The organism is Sphingopyxis sp. H115 (assembly GCF_001468465.1).
Lineage (GTDB): Bacteria > Pseudomonadota > Alphaproteobacteria > Sphingomonadales > Sphingomonadaceae > Sphingopyxis.
Genome location: NZ_LNSA01000002.1, coordinates 25,665 through 40,894 on the forward strand (window position 1 = coordinate 25,665; position 15,230 = coordinate 40,894).

The following is a 15,230-nucleotide window of genomic DNA, read 5'->3' on the forward strand; positions in this document are numbered from 1 at the left end:
GCGGGAATGACGATTGAAGCTTACGCCACCCCGGACTCCTCCTTCTTGCCGATCCCGCCCCAGTCGATGCCGCGCGTCATGTACATCACCCCGGCAAGGGCAAAGAACATCAGCACCGACCCGATCAGCAGCGCATAGGCTTCGAGATTGAGCAGCGTATAGAGCAGGGCATAGAGCCCGATCAGCATCGCCGCGAGGAAGCGTGCGCGCTTCCAGCTTCCCAGCACCGCCGCACTGTAGAAGGTCAGCAGGCCGATAATAGCCGCCGAGGCAACCATATAGGCGGGCATGAAGCCGATCACCTCGGCAAAGGCCAGCAGCAGGACGAAAAACAGCACCAGCGCGATACCGGTCAGCAGATATTCGGCCGGTGCAACGCGCGCGCCCGCGATGATGTCGAACATCAAAAAGGCGACGAAGGTGAAACCGATGAACAGGAAGCCATATTTGATGCTGCGATCGACCTGGCTGTACAGGTCGACAGGCTCGATCAGGCTGATCGCGACCGCCTTTGCGGTGCCGCCCGACGCCTCGGCACTATTGGGCGCGGTCTCGACCGCATAGGATTCGCGCGGGCCATAATTTGTCGTCACCGGCGGCGACAGGTCGCCCGTCAGCACCTGCGCCTGTCCCAGCGCCAGATTGGGAACCGCATAGGTCGCGGTGAACCCGGTGCTTTTGACCTCACGCGTCGCGGGCAGGAAGTCGCCGCCGAAGCTCGGGTTCGGCCAGCTCGACTTGACCGTCCAGCGCGTATCGACCCCGCGCGGGATCAGTTTGAAATCGCCGAGCCCGCGCACGCCGATCTTGTAATCAACCTTCATCGGCGCCGCAGCGCTCCAGTCGACGAACGCGAAGGTGCCCGAATTGCCCGTCGAGAGCAGCCCCTTGCCCGGCTGGAGCGCGAGCGGCGTGCCGTCGACGGTCAAACTGTTGCCGTCCACCAGCCCGCGCGCATCGCTGATGCCGAGCCGCACTTCGGCGCGGTCGAGCATCAGCGCCTCGCGCGTCACGCCATAGCGCGCGATATCGGCGGGCAGCACGAACTCGGCGCTCCCCGCGATCTGGCTTTCATAGACGACCGTTTCGTATATCGCCTTCTTGCGCTTCTCGGGCTTGATGACGACGTCGGCCTTGTTCGTCTGCGGCGACAGGTACAGGTTGCGGATCGTGTTGACGGTCCGCGTCACATCCTTGCCATTTTCCTCGACCGTCGTCGTTTCGGTCGCACGATAGGGGATGACGACGACCGGGCCGGCGATCGTCTGCTGCCCGCCCCAACCCTGCCCGATCGAGGCCTGTGCCGTTTCGGCCTGTTGCTGGCGGTCCCAGAGCAGGCCGTATATCATCAAAAGGGGAACCATCAGCGCCACCGCGATCAGCACCGCGATGACCAGCTTGACGCCGGGACTTCGCTCGCTGCGCGCCGGCGGAACGGGGGGGACGGAAACGCTTTGAGAGGCTTGCGTCATGGGGGAACATACTCCGCTGCTTCAACTCGTCGATGAAATTGCACGGTTCATCGGCGCGGTCAAGCCGGTTGCGGCAAAGCCTCCCGCCATGAAAAAAGCGGCCGCATGGCCGCTTTCGATCCCGATCGGAAGAAAATGGAGGGGCGGCCTCCCCCTGAAGCCGCCCCGGCCCGGCGTCAGAAAGAAACGCCGAGCGTGAACACCACGGCGCCGTCGGCGCCGACCGATTCCTTGTAGCCGAGCGCCTTGGGCGCATCGGTATTCACATAGGCGACGCTGCCGGTGAGCATCTTGTAGCTTGCCGACACGCCGATCGAATAATCGATCACTTCGCCGTCGGCGCCGCCAAGGAAACTGTCGCTTTTGGCATAGCCGATGTGGCCGTTCAGGCTGAACGGCGTGCTCGGGATCGCAACGCCGGCGTCGGTGTAGAAATAGACGGCGCTGTCGTCGCCAAGTGAATCCTGACCGCCCGGCGCCCAGGCGACGCCGGCCTTGAGCGAGGCGGGGCCAAGGGCGCCCTTGACCGAGAAATAGGGTTCGACGATCGAGCTGTTCGACGTGCCGGGATAAAGATAGAGGGTCGCGCCGATGTCGGCGGTCAGGCCCGGAACGACCTCGGTCGAATAGCCCCCGAAAACGTCGATTTCGGTGCCGTCGGCAAAACCGATACTCGACCCCCATGTGCCGACATACAGCCCGCTGTCATGGCTGATGCCGAAACCGCCCTGGATCGCCGCCTCTTCGTTCGACTGGCTGAAACCGCGGAAACGATAGTCGCTGACGACCGTTGCGCTACCGGTGATGGTGATGCCGTCGCCGGCGTCTTCTTCTTCCTGGGCGAAGGCCGGCGTGGACATGGCCGACGCCGCGAGAAGCATGCCGAAGCATGCGCGGGAAAGAATTTTCATGGACAGATCCCTGATTGGTTAAACGGATCGTCCCTGCCTGCCGCACGACGGCCAGCCTCTTTCTGGGCCGATCCGGTCTTGCGTAGGCTTGATGTTGACGAAATTTGTGCGGCGCACAACAAAAAAGGCCGTCGCGAAGCATCTTCGCCGCGCGATGCGACTTTTTTGCAACATATGGTCGTCCAAACCGGTCTCGCCCGTAACTATCATATAGATTTCGCGCGCCAGGGGCACGAAAAAGGGGGCGGCCTCCCCCGAAGCCGCCCCCTTCGCGCGTGGTCGCTGACCCGTCAGGCGATCAGAAAGAAACGCCCAGCGTAAAGACCACGGTTGGATCGTAAAGCGTGTCGAAGGCCTTGACCCCCGTCTTCTTGATGTCGGTATCGACATATTGGACCGACAGCGTCGCCGGGCCGAGGACGTAGGAGGCGCCGAGCGACCAGTCGATATAATTGCCGTCGGGCGCGGTCAGCGCGAGCGAGCCGTCGGCATAGCCGACCCCCGCGCTCAGCGTGATCGGCGTGTTCGGGACGCCATAGCCGAGGCCGAGGTTGAGATACCAGCTGTCGTCGCCCAGCGAATCCTGGTCCCAGGCATAGGCGACGGTACCGGTCGCCGACAGCGGACCGATATCGTGCGACAATTTCCCGATCGCTTCGAAATAGTCGGTCGGCGCGCCGCCGTCGTCGCTGCCCGGATAGGTGTACCAGGTGACCCCGACGTCGATCGACGTGCCCGGCGCGATTTCGGTCGCATAGCCGCCGTAAAGGTCGAGTTCGAACTTGCCATAGGCGGGGCTGTCGGGAAGCGACGATCCCCAGGTACCGACATAAAAACCGCTGTCGTGGCTGAGCGTCAGCGTCGGCTGCACCGCGACCTTTTCGTTTGACAGCGAAATGCCGCGGAAGCGATAGTCGGACGTGACCGAAATCCCGCCCGAAAGCGTGAGCGGGCCGCTGGCCTCGCCAATCTCGGCCGATTCGTCCTGGGCGAAAGCCGGCGTCGACATCGCCGACGCAGCGAGCAACGCGCCGAAACACAGCTTGCCAAAAAACTTCATGGGTGATCCCCCTCGATAAACGGATCGTCCCGCCTGCCGTGCGCGTTCACGCCTCTTCATTCGGGCCTGTAACGACGAACCGGGGCAAAGTTGCGCATTATGCCGTTAGGTACAAATGAAAATTGCTCGAAAGTTGCGGATCGGTATCAAACTGTGTCTTTGACGCAACAATTGGACGGCGGCGCGCTTCGCTTTGCCAAGCCGCCTCGGGGCGGCTAAAGAGCGACGGATATCTCCCCATCTGTCGAGCCACTAGCGATGAGCGATCACAATCCCGGCCTGCGCCCCTGGCGCGATATTGCACGGCGCGAATGCCGCCAGATCATGGTGGGCGACGTCCCCGTCGGCGGCGGCGCGCCGATCAGCGTCCAGACGATGACCAACACGCTGACGAGCGATCCGGTGGCGACGATCGACCAGATCCGCCGCTGCGAGGAGGCCGGCGCCGACCTGATCCGCGTCTCGTGCCCCGACACCGATTCGACCGCCGCGCTCGGCAAGATCGTGCGCGCGGCGCGAATCCCGATCATCGCCGACATCCATTTCCACTATAAGCGCGCCTTGGAGGCCGCCGACGCCGGCGCCGCGTGCCTGCGCATCAACCCAGGCAATATCGGCTCGTCCGAACGCGTCGGCGAGGTCGTGCGCGCGGCGAAGGCGAATGGCTGCGCGATCCGCATCGGCGTCAACGCCGGCAGCCTCGAGAAAGACCTGCTCGAAAAATATGGCGAGCCCTGCCCCGAAGCACTCGTCGAAAGCGCGCTCGACCATATCAAGCTGCTCCAGGACCACGACTTCCACGAGTATAAGGTCGCGGTGAAGGCGAGCGACGTCTTTCTCGCGGTCGCCGCCTATGCGCAGCTCGCCGACGCGGTCGATTGCCCGCTCCACCTCGGCATTACCGAGGCCGGCGGGCTGATCGGCGGCACGGTCAAATCGGCGCTCGGCATCGGCAACCTGCTCTGGGCCGGCATCGGCGACACGATCCGCGTTTCGCTCTCCGCCGAACCAGAAGAGGAAATCCGCGTCGGCTACGAAATACTGAAATCGCTCGGCCTGCGCACCCGCGGCGTCCGCGTCGTTTCCTGCCCCAGCTGTGCGCGGCAGGGTTTCGACGTCATCCGCACCGTCCAGGCGCTCGAAGACGCGCTCAGCCACATCAAGACCCCGATGTCGCTCTCGGTATTGGGCTGCGTCGTCAACGGCCCCGGCGAGGCGCGCGAGACCGACATCGGCATCACCGGCGGCGGCAACGGCAAGCATATGGTCTTCCTCTCGGGCGTCACCGACCATCATGTCGAGGATGCCGACATGATCGGCCACATCGTGAAGCTGGTCGAGGCCAAGGCGGCCGAGATCGACGCCGGCAGCGCGGTGAGCATGGACACGCTGCACGGCAAGGCGGCGTAAAGCGAAATCCCGCGAAGGCGCCGGCCTTGGGATGGGAACTGTCTTTCCTCACCTTCGGCGGGATGACGATAGAGTTGAGGGCCACATCCACCAGCAAAGCACCCACCCCAAAACGACCACCCGCCACTTGCACCACTGTCAGTAACCGCTAGTCTCCCCGCAACCTGAACAAGGGGGGAAGCCGATGCCGGGCAAGTTCGACGCGCTGGACCGCCTCGTCCAGCTATTACTCCTCGTCGCGGGGCTTGGCGCGATCGCCAATGGCGCCTTCATGCTCGTCGACCCGCTCGAATGGTATGTCTTCATTCCGACCGTGGTGACGACCGGCCCGCCCAACGCGCATTTCATCCGCGACATCGGCCTCGCCTATCTGGGATCGGGCGCGATCCTTATCTACGCCGCCGCGAACCCCATCCTCCGCTGGCGCGCCGCGCTCGTCGGCGGGCTGTGGCTGACGCTGCACGGGCTGCTCCACATTTATGAAGTGCTCGCGGGCATCTGCGGCCCCGCGACCTTCTGGGCCGACGCACCGGGGGTCGTCGCCCAGCCGGCGATGGTGATCGCCGCGCTTGTCATCCTTCGCGCGCGAAAGCGGATTTGACAGCGGCCGCGCCGCGCGACAGACGGCTGCCATGACCCTTTCCATCCGCCCCGCCACGCCCGCCGACCTGCCGCTGATCGCTGAGTTCATCCGCGACCTCGCCGCCTATGAACAGCTCGCGCACGAAGTCCGCTTCGACGAAGCCAAGCTGGGCGCCAACCTGTTCGGCCCGCGCCCCTATGCCGAGGTCGTCATCGGCGAGATCGACGGGAGCCCGCAGGGCTTCGCCCTCTTCTTCCACAATTTCTCGACCTTCGAGGGGCGTCCCGGCATCTATCTCGAAGACCTGTTCGTCCGCCCCGAAGCGCGCGGATCGGGACTCGGCAAGGCGTTGCTGTCGCACCTCGCGAAGCTGGGCGTCGAGCGCGGCTGCGCGCGGCTCGAATGGTCGGTGCTCGACTGGAACACCCCGTCGATCGGTTTCTACCAGAGCCTCGGTGCCAAGCTGATGGACGAATGGACCGTCATGCGAGTCGATGGCGACGCGCTGACGAAGTTGGCTGTGTCCTGATTTCGCACCCCTGATTTGATCCGGGGTCCCAGCGCGCGCCGTGGAATGGATGCCGGATCAAGTCCGGCATGACGAAAAAGGAAAGCTAACGCACCCCGCGCGGCTTGCGCCGTTCCATCGGCCAGCTTGGCATATGCGCGTCCGACAGCGCCTTCGCCTCGGCGGGCGCGACGCCCAACTCGGTAAGCGCGCGCTGCAACGCCTCCGCCGGCGCCACCGCAATATCGGGCAGCACACCCTCGCCTTCCCAATCCTTGCCCGTCGCCGGATCATAGGTCCGCCCGACGGGGATGAAGGCGCCATAACCGCCGCCCAGATCCTCGCCGCGCCCGAAATGATTGGCGCCCGCGGTCGGCGCGCCGACCAGAATGCCGCGCCCCGTGTGCTTCATGGCCAGCGCAAAATGCTCGGCTGCCGACGCGCTCGCGCCCGACGTCAGCACATAGACTTTGGCATCGCGCAGCCGCGCGTCGGCGTTCGGCGTCGCCCAATGTTCGCGCGCGACCATGCCCGCGTCGCCCTTCGCCATCCGCATCGACGCGATGCCCGCGATCGGCGAGCCGCCCTCGGCATCGACCGACGCGCGCGTCGCCATCGTCACCAGCCGCGTTTCCTTGCCGAACAGCCACGGAAAGATAACGTCCATCTGGTCGAGCCCGCCGCCATTGTGCGTGCGGATGTCGAAAATGATCGCCTTCGCATCGGCATGGTCGGCCATGAACTTCGCCGCCTCGGCCGTCACCGCGTCGTCCATCGGAAAGAGGTTGAAGCGCACAAAGGCGATCCCCGGCGCGATCCATCCCGCCTGCTCGACCGGCACTTTTTTCGGGCGCGGTGCCGGCGTCGCGCCGCCCGGCGCGGGCGCGGCGCCCGCCGCCGCTTCGGGGACGCGCAGCCGCAGATGCCCGTCGGGCGACACCGCGTTCACGTCGCTGTCGATCGCGGCGCCGAGCGCCTCGCCAGAGAGCCCCTTGTAGCGGCCCGCGGCGATGCCCGCGCGGATCGCGGCCGCGTAGCGCTTGCCCGTTTCGGGATAGAGATAATCGCGCTCGAGCAGCGCGGCATATTTTTCGGCGATCGCATCGGCGCTCGCCTCTTCGGCCGCGAACGCGGACGATGGCGCGAGCAAGGGGGCCGCAGCCGTTCCGGCGGCGACCAACAGAGCGGGCAAAAGATGCGACAAACGAATCATTCCAGTCTCCAATCCAGCCCCGGCAGATCGAAGTGTATCACATCAATAATACAGATCAATTACATTTGTAGTCGAAGATCAGGTCTTGCGCGCGAACCAGACCAGCACCGCCCCGACCACCATCGTCACCACGCCGTTGCGCGTCCACACCGTGTCGCCCAGCATGAAGCTGCTCGCCGGCCAGCGAACGATGTCGAGCCCCTGCAACGCCCACAGCCCGCCGACGAGGATCATCGCGACGCCGACGATCGCCATTATGCCTTTCAACGCACCCATCCAACCCTCCCCGCTTTGCGCTGCAATCCGATCAGCGGCCGCAGCCAGCCGATGCTGCGCCCGATCCAGTAGAAAAGCCAGCAGCCAGTTACCGTCGCCGCAACCAATATCAGGAAGGACGGCAGCGCGCTGGTCCCGGCGCGAAGCAGATACCAGCCGGCGACGACGATGATCGTCTGGTGGACGATGTAAAAGGGGAATACCGCCTCGGCGAGCATCGCGCGTTTGGGATGGTCGCGGTTCCAGTACCGGTCGGCAACCCCGACGAGCGCGACGATCGTCGTCCAGCCTTGGACTTGATGCGCGATGTCGAAGGCCGTCCGGCCCCAGTCGGGGGACTGCGCGCCGCTGAGCCAAAGGCAGAGGATCGCGGCGACAACCGCGAAGGCCGCGATGCCGACCGCCAGCGCGAGGCGCCACCAGCGCGCCACCGCGTCGAACAGGATCGGCCGCTCGCGGAGCAGCCAGCCGACGAAAAAGGGCATCAGATAATGAAGATGCGACGGGCCGTCGTCGACCAGCGCGTGCGTTTCGTCATGGTCCGGGAACAGCGCGAGCAGCAACAGCCACCAGAGGAGCGGCAGGGCGAGCAGCCGCCAGCCGCCGAGCCACCGCGCCGCGCCATCGGCGATCCTCGCGCGGGCCTCTGCCGGCACCCACGCAAGGATCGCCGCGGCGATCGTCGTATAGGCCCACAGATAGACGACGAACCACAGATGTTGCCATGTCGGCAGCACGATGCCGTCGAGCGTTCCGAAGCGGAAATAGTCGCTGGTCCAGAAGGTCCCGAGGCTCTTCGCATAGCCATGCTGCGTGACCAGCTCGATCCACGGCTGCGGCGGGATGACGGCAAGGACGCCGAAAGCGAGGGGGATCAGCAGCCGCGCGCTGCGCGAGCGCATAAACGCCGCGCTGCCGCCGAGTTTTGCAAACAGCGCCGCGCTCGCATAGCCTGACACGAGGAACAGCAGGGGCAGCCGCCAGCTGTTCGTCGCGAGCATCGGCAGTTGCACCCAGTCGATCGGCTGCGCGATCTTCACATGCCAGCCCCACGGCACGAAATACATGCCGATATGATAGAGGATCAGCAGCGCGAAGGCGCCGATCCGCAGCCAATCCATGCCGAGATGGCGTGTAGCGGTCATGCCGGTCTTTCCCAAAAGTTCGTCATCCCGGACTTGATCCGGGATCCAGGCAACATCGCGCAAATGGATCCCGGATCAAGTCCGGGATGACGAAGGGAGATCCATCTATCGCACCACGCGCCAAGCCAGCTCGGCAAATTCGCAAAGCAGCGGCCGCGTATCGCGCGGGTCGATGATATCCTCGACCCCGAATTTCTCTGCCGTCCGGAATGGCGAGCGCACGCGGTTGAGCCTTTCGCGGATCGCCTCCAGATGCGCGACGGGGTCCTCGGCGGCCTCGAGCTCGCTCTTGTACGCCACCTCGACCCCGCCCTCGATCGGCAGGCTGCCCCAGTCGCCCGACGGCCAGGCGAAGCGATACTGGAACCGCTCGGCGTTCGACATCGCGCTCCCCGCAATCCCATAGGCGCGCCGCACCACGACCGACGCCAGTGGCACGGTCGCGCGGTAGATCGCGTTCATCGCCTGCACCCCGTACCGGATCGTCCCCGTCCGCTCGGCCTCGCCGCCGATCATGAAGCCCGGATTGTCGACGAGGTGGACGATCGGCAGCCGGAACTGGTCGGCCATCTTGACGAAACGCTCCGCCTTCTCGCTTGTCTTCGCGTCCCACGATCCGCCGAGGTAGGAGGGATCGCTCGCCAGCACCGCGACCGGATACCCATCGAGCCGCGCAAAGGCGGTAATCACCGCGCGCCCCCAGCGCGCGCCCATTTCGAAGACGCTGCCCGTATCGAACACCGCATTCGCGATGCGGCGCATCGAATAGACCTGCTTCGCCTCGCGCGGCACGACCGACAGCAAGGCCTCGTCGCGGCGCCCCGCCGGATCGCTGCATTCGGTCCTAAGCGCGCGGTCGTGGATCGATGACGGCAAATAGGACAGGAACCGCCGCGCCGCCGCAAAGGCTTCGGCCTCGCTCGCCACCTCGTCGTCGACGACGCCGTTGCGCGTATGGACATCGACACCGCCCAGTTCCTCGCGGTCCAACGTATCGCCGATCGCCGCCGCGACCGCTGGCCCCGCCGCGAACAGCTGCGACAGCCCGCGCACCATGATGCTGTAATGGCTGGCGACGACGCGCGCCGCACCCAGCCCCGCGGTCGGCCCCAATGCCAGCGCGACCACCGGCACCGTGTCGAGGTTCGCGATGATCTCGTCCCAGCCGGGCACGTGCGGGATATAGGTGTATCCCATGTCTTCCAATGTCTTGACCGACCCGCCGCCGCCGGTGCCGTCGATCATGCGGATCAGCGGCAGGCGATATTCATGCGCCATCGCCTCGCATTGGACGAATTTCCTGTGCAGCGCCGCATCGGCTGCGCCGCCGCGCACGGTGAAATCGTCGGCGCTCGCGACGACCGGCCGCCCGTCGATATTCGCGCGCCCGAAGATGAAATTGGACGCGGCGAGGTCCTCGAGTTCGCCATCGGCGCCATATTTTCCGCGCCCCGCAATCTTGCCGATCTCACGGAAACTGCCTTCGTCCACGATCCCCGCGAGCCGCGCCCGCGCGTCCATCTTGCCGCGCCCGTGCTGGCGCGCGACCTTTTCCTCGCCGCCCATCTTCTCGGCCATCGCGCGGCGCTGCCCGAGTTCGCCCACTTCTTTTTTCCAGCTCATGGGGATCAGGCTATCTTACGTTGACGGAAACGTCATGCAAAACCTATCGTCGGTGTATGAACCGCACGGTCGCCCTTGCTCTCGCCGCAGCACTGCTCTCCCTCGCCCCCGTTGCGGCCAGCGAAACGCGCACGATTCCCGGCGTCGCCGATCCCTACACCACCGACGCCTTTATCGCCGACCCGATGCCCGCGATCGACGCCGCGCTGTCGCGCGCCGCGCAATCGGGCAAGCGCGTGCTGCTCGTCATGGGCACCGGCGCGTGCCACGACAGCGCCTGGTTCGCCAACCTGATCGCCACCGAACGCTTCGCTCCCGTCCGCGCACGCTACGAGATCGTCTTTGCCGATATCGGCATGCCGCACGTCCGCGGTCAGGGACGCAACCCCGAGGTTCCCAAACGCTTCGGCTTCCGGATCAAGGGCACGCCGACCGTCGCCGTGCTCGATGCCGACGGCCGCGTCCTCAACCGCAAGGCCGCCCCCAAATGGCGCAATGCCGCCAGCCGCAGCGACGACGACAGCTATAATGAACTGATGGACTAGGGAGAGAGACATGGCCGACATGAACCTGGCGGGGCGCGTCGCGCTCGTCACCGGCGCCTCGCGCGGGATCGGCCGCGGCATCGCGATCGGCCTCGCCGAGGCGGGCGCCGACGTCGCAGTCAACTACACGCGCGGCGAGGACGCCGCCGCCGAAACCGTCGCCGCGATCGAGGCGCTCGGCCGCAAGGCCAAAGCCTATCAGGCATCGGTCACCGACGAGGCCGCCTGCGCCGCGATGGTCGCCGCGGTCGAGGCCGACTTCGGCCCCCTCTCGATCCTGATCAACAATGCGGGCATCGCGAGCCGCGGGCAGTCGGTCGCCGACACCAGCCCCGAGGAGGTCGACAAGCTCTTCGCCGTCCACGCCGCCGGCCCGCACCGCCTCAGCCGCCTCGCGCTACCGCAGCTCCGCACGCACAAGCGCAGCGACATCATCGTCATCTCGAGCATCGCCACCTATGTGAACTCGCCGAACGGCGCCCCCTACACGATGGCGAAGGCCGCGGGCGAAGCCTTTGCGCTGACGCTCGCCAAGGAAGAGCTGGCGAACGGCGTCCGCGTCAACATCGTCGCCCCCGCGCTGACCGTCAGCGACATGGGCGAAAAACTCTCGCGCGCGATCACGGGCGAGGCCGACATCCACCACCTCGACGCCAAAATGCCCTTCGGCCGCGTCGCCGTCCCCGCCGATGTGGCGGCGGCGGTCGTGTGGTTCGTCAGCGACGCGAACAGTTATTGCTCGGGCCAGAAGCTGAACATCGACGGCGCGGGACAGGCGACCTTCCGCTAAGGCGCTCCCATGCGTCCCGATTCGGCCTCTCCCGTCATCCCCTTCCTGATCGCCTGTGCTGGCATCGCGACCTTTTCGGCGATGGACGTGCTGATGAAGGGGCTGTCGATCGACATCGGCGCCTATAACGCCGTGCTCTGGCGTACCGGCACCGGAGCTTTGCTGAGCGGCCTCCTTTACTTCGCGACCCGCCCCAAATGGCCGAGCCGGGCGACGATGCAAATCCACGCGTGGCGTTCGCTCTTCGTCGCGGGCATGGCGCTCAGCTTCTTCTGGGCGCTCGCGCGACTGCCGATGGCCGAAGCCATCGCGCTTGCCTTCGTCGCGCCGCTGATGGCGCTCTACATGGCGGCGATTTTTCTGGGCGAGAAGATCGGCCCGCGCTCGATCGCCGCCTCAGCGCTCGGCCTGTGCGGAGTGCTCGTGATCGTCGCGGGCAAGCTCGGCGGCAGCGACTATAGCGACGAGGCGCTCCTCGCGGTCGGCGCGGTGTTCCTCTCCGCCATCTTCTACGCCTACAATCTCATCCTCGCGCGGCGGCAGGCGAAAATGGCCGAGCCGATGGAAATCGCCTTCTTCCAGAATTTCTTCGTCGCCGCGATCCTCGCTTTGGGCGCCCCGTGGTTCCTAGCGGTTCCCGACGCAAGCCACGCGCCGAACATCCTCGGCGCCGCGATCCTCGCAACGACCTCGCTGCTGCTATTGAGCTGGGCCTACGCCCGCGCAGAGACTCAGATCCTCGCGACGACCGAATATACCGGCTTCCTCTGGGCGATGCTGTTCGGCTGGTTCTTCTTCGAAGAGGCGGTGACGCTGCCGACGCTGGCAGGCGCGGTGCTGATCGTAGCCGCCTGCCTGATCGTCGCGCGCAAGGCGCCCCACGGCGACCCCATCGAGCCGGCGGCGGCTTAGAGAGGTTATTTCACACCGCCGCCCGCGCCAGCCGGTCGTTGATAGCTGCGCCCAACCCCTCGACCGGAATCGCCGCTACCGCGATCTTCGGCTTCGCGCTCGCCGCCCCCGCGTGCAGCGCGTCGAACAGCCGCGCCGCCGCCTCGGTCAAGTCGCCCGCCGCGCTCAAATCATAATCGCCTGCCACTGCGCCGAACCCGATCGCGAACTCGTCTTCTGCAAAGGCCGTCACCCCCAACCGCACCGGCTTGCCCGGCGCATAATGGCTCGCGAGCATCCCCGGCGCGACGATCTCCGATCCCTTGACTCCCGTCACCGCCAGCCAGCTCGCCTCGCAAAGCATCTCCGCCGTCACCGGCCCCGGCCGCAATATCTCGACCGCACCATCCTTCACCCGCGCGATCGTCGATTCGACGCCTGCCGTCGTCGGCCCGTCGTCGATCACCAGCACGATCCGCCCGTCGAGGCTGGCGAGCACATGCGCCGCCTTGGTCGGGCTCACCTTCCCGCTCGCATTGGCGCTCGGCGCCGCGAGCGGCGCGCGCGACGCCGTCAGCAATGCCTGCATCGCGCGGTGCCCCGGCACCCGCAGCGCAATCGTGTCGAGCCCCGCGGTCGCCACGCTCGCGACCGGGCAGTCGGGCGTGCGCGCGACCACCAAGGTCAGCGGCCCCGGCCAGAACCGCGCCGCCAGCGCCCGCTCGACTTCACCAAACACGCCCAGCCGCTCGGCCGCCGCCAGATCGGGCACATGGACGATCAACGGGTTGAAATCGGGCCGCCCCTTCGCGGCATAGATGCGCGCCACAGCTTCGGCGTTGCGCGCATCGGCAGCGAGGCCGTAGACCGTCTCGGTCGGCACTGCGACCGGCTGCCCGGCGGCGATCGCCGCCGCCGCTTCGGCGATCGCCGCGCGATCGAACGCGCGAACCAGCGTGGAATTTGAGGCTTGGGCCATGCCGCGCTATAGCGCCCGCGCAACGATATTCACCAGCAAAGAACCGCACCCATGACCTACACGCCGCCCACGACCGAACAGCTCTTCGTTCTCGACCATATCGCGCGCATCGACGCGATGGCGCAGCATGACAAATTCGCCGCCGCGACCCCCGACATGGTCGAAGCGATCGTCACCGGCATCGGCGACTTCGCCGCCGAGGTCTATGCCCCGCTCAACCGCGTCGGCGATACGCAGAACCCCCAATGGCAGGACGGCAAGGTCACCATGCCCCCGGGCTTCAAGGACGCGTACAAACAGTTCGTCGAGGCGGGCTGGGGCAGCATCGACGGCCCGGGCGAATATGGCGGACAGGATCTGCCCTTCACGCTCGCGACCGTGGTGATCGAGGCGCTCGGCAGCGCCAACATGGGCTTTTCGCTCTGCAGCATCCTGACCCCCGGCGCGATCCACGCGCTGATGGCCTATGGCACCGAGGAACAGCGCCAGACCTGGCTTCCCAAGCTCGTCACCGGCGAGTGGAACGGCACGATGAACCTGACCGAGCCCGCCGCGGGCAGCGACGTCGGCGCGCTGCGCTCGACCGCCGAAAAGATCACCGAGGGCCCGAACGCCGGCCTCTACAAGATCCGCGGCCAGAAAATCTTCATCACCTTCGGCGAGCATGACCTTACCGACAATATCGTCCACCTCGTCCTCGCCCGCACCCCTGGCGCGCCCGAGGGGACGCGCGGCATCTCGCTCTTCCTCGTCCCCAAATACCGCCTCGATGCCGATGGCAATCCGACGATCAGCAACGGCGTCCACTGTGCCTCGATCGAGCACAAGCTCGGCATCCACGGCTCGCCCACCGCGGTGATGGTCTATGGCGAGGACGAGGACTGCCTCGGCGAGATCGTCGGCGACGAAATGGGCGGGATGCGCGCGATGTTCGTGATGATGAACAACGCGCGGCTGATGATCGGTTGCCAGGGCATCCAGATCGGCGAGCGCGCGACGCAGCAGGCGCAGCGCTTCGCCGCCGAGCGCGTCCAGTCGGCGCTCGCGGGCTCGCCCGATCGCACCCCGGTGACGATCGACCAGCACCCCGACGTCCGTCGGATGCTGTGGCGGATGCGCGCCCAGACCGAGGCCGCGCGCGCGCTGACCTATTATGCCGCGGCGCAAATCGACTTCGGCAAGCTCGGCGACGAAGCCGCCGCGATGCGCGCCGAAGTGCTGATCCCGCTGGTCAAGGCGCACGCGACCGACATCGGCTGCGAGGTCGCGAGCCTCGGCGTGCAGGTGCATGGCGGCATGGGCTTCATTGAGGAAACCGGCGCCGCACAGCATTATCGCGACGCGCGCATCGCGCCGATCTACGAAGGCACCAACGGCATTCAGGCCGCCGATCTGGTCGGGCGCAAGCTCGGCATGGCAGGCGGCGACCTCGTCCGCAGCCTGATCGACGATATCGCGGCGGGCGCCGCCGATTCTCCCGAACTCCAGCAGCTCGTCGATGCGTGCCGCGCGGTCACCGACTGGATGGTCGGCGCAAACACCGCCGACCGGCTCGCGGGCAGCTACCCCTATCTCACCATGCTCGCGACGGCGACCTGCGGCTGGTTGATGGCGCTTCAGCACAAGGCAGCGAAGACCGCGCTCGACGAGGGGAACGGCGACGCCGCCTTTCTCGAAGCGAAGATTGCCTCGACCCGCTTCTACCTGCAGCAGATCGTGCCCGCGGCGACGGGCCTTGCGGCGTCGGCACTCGCCGGCGACGCGGCGCTCGCGCCCTTGCCTGCGGCGGGCTGAATCGGCTCGAATCCTGCGCCGTGCGCCCGT

At 66.3% G+C, this 15,230-nt stretch carries 15 protein-coding genes; 7 read left to right on the forward strand and 8 right to left on the reverse strand.

From position 1 onward, the window contains the following. Nucleotides 1-20 precede the first annotated feature (20 nt). The 3 genes from creD to ATE71_RS01785 form a co-directional block, all read right to left on the reverse strand. Complete coding sequence (gene creD, locus ATE71_RS01775; protein ID WP_058801687.1) at nucleotides 21-1,472, reverse strand: cell envelope integrity protein CreD; 1,452 nt, start codon at nucleotides 1,470-1,472, stop codon at nucleotides 21-23. Nucleotides 1,473-1,648: 176 nt separating this feature from the next. After that, nucleotides 1,649-2,383 (reverse strand): TorF family putative porin, encoded by a 735-nt coding sequence (locus ATE71_RS01780; RefSeq protein WP_058801688.1) that lies wholly within the window; start codon nucleotides 2,381-2,383, stop codon nucleotides 1,649-1,651. Between the two features lie 298 nt (nucleotides 2,384-2,681). Continuing rightward, nucleotides 2,682-3,443, reverse strand: coding sequence for a TorF family putative porin (locus tag ATE71_RS01785; protein WP_058801689.1), 762 nt, complete (start codon nucleotides 3,441-3,443; stop codon nucleotides 2,682-2,684). 258 nt (nucleotides 3,444-3,701) lie between these two features. On the opposite strand from ATE71_RS01785, the gene ispG reads away from it, so the two are divergent. The 3 genes from ispG to ATE71_RS01800 all read left to right on the forward strand — a co-directional run bounded on the left by ispG (nucleotide 3,702) and on the right by ATE71_RS01800 (nucleotide 5,965). After that, nucleotides 3,702-4,853, forward strand: a complete 1,152-nt coding sequence (ispG, locus tag ATE71_RS01790; RefSeq protein ID WP_058801690.1) for a flavodoxin-dependent (E)-4-hydroxy-3-methylbut-2-enyl-diphosphate synthase — start codon at nucleotides 3,702-3,704, stop codon at nucleotides 4,851-4,853. Nucleotides 4,854-5,037: 184 nt separating this feature from the next. Continuing rightward, nucleotides 5,038-5,454 (forward strand): hypothetical protein, encoded by a 417-nt coding sequence (locus ATE71_RS01795; protein ID WP_058801691.1) that lies wholly within the window; start codon nucleotides 5,038-5,040, stop codon nucleotides 5,452-5,454. A 31-nt stretch (nucleotides 5,455-5,485) separates the two neighbouring features. After that, nucleotides 5,486-5,965, forward strand: a complete 480-nt coding sequence (locus ATE71_RS01800) for a GNAT family N-acetyltransferase (RefSeq protein WP_058801692.1) — start codon at nucleotides 5,486-5,488, stop codon at nucleotides 5,963-5,965. An 85-nt stretch (nucleotides 5,966-6,050) separates the two neighbouring features. On the opposite strand, the gene ATE71_RS01805 is transcribed toward ATE71_RS01800, so the two are convergent. From ATE71_RS01805 to ATE71_RS01820, 4 genes are all read right to left on the reverse strand, one after another. After that, nucleotides 6,051-7,157 carry a S41 family peptidase gene (locus tag ATE71_RS01805; RefSeq protein ID WP_058801693.1) on the reverse strand — a complete coding sequence of 369 codons (1,107 nt, stop codon included), beginning with the start codon at nucleotides 7,155-7,157 and terminating at the stop codon, nucleotides 6,051-6,053. Between the two features lie 78 nt (nucleotides 7,158-7,235). Beyond that, nucleotides 7,236-7,433 (reverse strand): hypothetical protein, encoded by a 198-nt coding sequence (locus ATE71_RS01810; protein WP_058801694.1) that lies wholly within the window; start codon nucleotides 7,431-7,433, stop codon nucleotides 7,236-7,238. Beyond that, entirely contained in the window at nucleotides 7,421-8,578 is a 1,158-nt protein-coding gene (locus ATE71_RS01815) for an acyltransferase family protein (RefSeq protein WP_058801937.1), read from the reverse strand. Before ATE71_RS01815 ends, ATE71_RS01810 begins: the two co-directional genes overlap by 13 nt. A 105-nt stretch (nucleotides 8,579-8,683) precedes the next feature. Next, complete coding sequence (locus ATE71_RS01820; protein ID WP_058801695.1) at nucleotides 8,684-10,201, reverse strand: acyl-CoA carboxylase subunit beta; 1,518 nt, start codon at nucleotides 10,199-10,201, stop codon at nucleotides 8,684-8,686. A gap of 56 nt (nucleotides 10,202-10,257) precedes the next feature. Between ATE71_RS01820 and ATE71_RS01825 the strand changes: the two genes are divergently transcribed. Genes ATE71_RS01825 through ATE71_RS01835 form a run of 3 tightly spaced genes read left to right on the forward strand, consistent with a single transcriptional unit; the run spans nucleotide 10,258 to nucleotide 12,448 of the window. Then, the gene (locus tag ATE71_RS01825) at nucleotides 10,258-10,746 is read left to right on the forward strand and encodes a thioredoxin family protein (protein ID WP_058801696.1); all 489 of its coding nucleotides are present in this window, start codon (nucleotides 10,258-10,260) and stop codon (nucleotides 10,744-10,746) included. A gap of 10 nt (nucleotides 10,747-10,756) precedes the next feature. After that, nucleotides 10,757-11,536 carry an SDR family NAD(P)-dependent oxidoreductase gene (locus ATE71_RS01830; RefSeq protein WP_058801697.1) on the forward strand — a complete coding sequence of 260 codons (780 nt, stop codon included), beginning with the start codon at nucleotides 10,757-10,759 and terminating at the stop codon, nucleotides 11,534-11,536. A 9-nt stretch (nucleotides 11,537-11,545) separates the two neighbouring features. Then, entirely contained in the window at nucleotides 11,546-12,448 is a 903-nt protein-coding gene (locus tag ATE71_RS01835; protein WP_058801698.1) for a DMT family transporter, read from the forward strand. A gap of 10 nt (nucleotides 12,449-12,458) precedes the next feature. On the opposite strand, the gene ATE71_RS01840 is transcribed toward ATE71_RS01835, so the two are convergent. Further along, complete coding sequence (locus tag ATE71_RS01840) at nucleotides 12,459-13,406, reverse strand: L-threonylcarbamoyladenylate synthase (RefSeq protein WP_058801699.1); 948 nt, start codon at nucleotides 13,404-13,406, stop codon at nucleotides 12,459-12,461. A gap of 51 nt (nucleotides 13,407-13,457) precedes the next feature. Here ATE71_RS01840 and ATE71_RS01845 point away from each other — a divergent pair, with 51 nt between their 5' ends. Next, on the forward strand, nucleotides 13,458-15,200 hold the full coding sequence (locus ATE71_RS01845) for an acyl-CoA dehydrogenase (RefSeq protein ID WP_058801700.1): 1,743 nt from the start codon (nucleotides 13,458-13,460) through the stop codon (nucleotides 15,198-15,200). Nucleotides 15,201-15,230 lie beyond the last annotated feature (30 nt).

Bases quoted from the DNA above. Each gene is read 5' to 3' on its own strand.
- ATE71_RS01785 (WP_058801689.1), bottom strand. From the start codon at position 3,443: ATGAAGTTTTTTGGCAAGCTGTGTTTCGGCGCGTTGCTCGCTGCGTCG.
- ATE71_RS01815 (WP_058801937.1), bottom strand. From the start codon at position 8,578: ATGACCGCTACACGCCATCTCGGCATGGATTGGCTGCGGATCGGCGCC.
- ATE71_RS01840 (WP_058801699.1), bottom strand. From the start codon at position 13,406: ATGGCCCAAGCCTCAAATTCCACGCTGGTTCGCGCGTTCGATCGCGCG.
- ATE71_RS01825 (WP_058801696.1), top strand. From the start codon at position 10,258: ATGAACCGCACGGTCGCCCTTGCTCTCGCCGCAGCACTGCTCTCCCTC.
- ATE71_RS01830 (WP_058801697.1), top strand. From the start codon at position 10,757: ATGGCCGACATGAACCTGGCGGGGCGCGTCGCGCTCGTCACCGGCGCC.
- ATE71_RS01835 (WP_058801698.1), top strand. From the start codon at position 11,546: ATGCGTCCCGATTCGGCCTCTCCCGTCATCCCCTTCCTGATCGCCTGT.
- ATE71_RS01820 (WP_058801695.1), bottom strand. From the start codon at position 10,201: ATGAGCTGGAAAAAAGAAGTGGGCGAACTCGGGCAGCGCCGCGCGATG.
- ATE71_RS01845 (WP_058801700.1), top strand. From the start codon at position 13,458: ATGACCTACACGCCGCCCACGACCGAACAGCTCTTCGTTCTCGACCAT.
- ATE71_RS01780 (WP_058801688.1), bottom strand. From the start codon at position 2,383: ATGAAAATTCTTTCCCGCGCATGCTTCGGCATGCTTCTCGCGGCGTCG.
- ATE71_RS01810 (WP_058801694.1), bottom strand. From the start codon at position 7,433: ATGGGTGCGTTGAAAGGCATAATGGCGATCGTCGGCGTCGCGATGATC.
- ATE71_RS01805 (WP_058801693.1), bottom strand. From the start codon at position 7,157: ATGATTCGTTTGTCGCATCTTTTGCCCGCTCTGTTGGTCGCCGCCGGA.
- ATE71_RS01795 (WP_058801691.1), top strand. From the start codon at position 5,038: ATGCCGGGCAAGTTCGACGCGCTGGACCGCCTCGTCCAGCTATTACTC.
- creD (WP_058801687.1), bottom strand. From the start codon at position 1,472: ATGACGCAAGCCTCTCAAAGCGTTTCCGTCCCCCCCGTTCCGCCGGCG.
- ispG (WP_058801690.1), top strand. From the start codon at position 3,702: ATGAGCGATCACAATCCCGGCCTGCGCCCCTGGCGCGATATTGCACGG.
- ATE71_RS01800 (WP_058801692.1), top strand. From the start codon at position 5,486: ATGACCCTTTCCATCCGCCCCGCCACGCCCGCCGACCTGCCGCTGATC.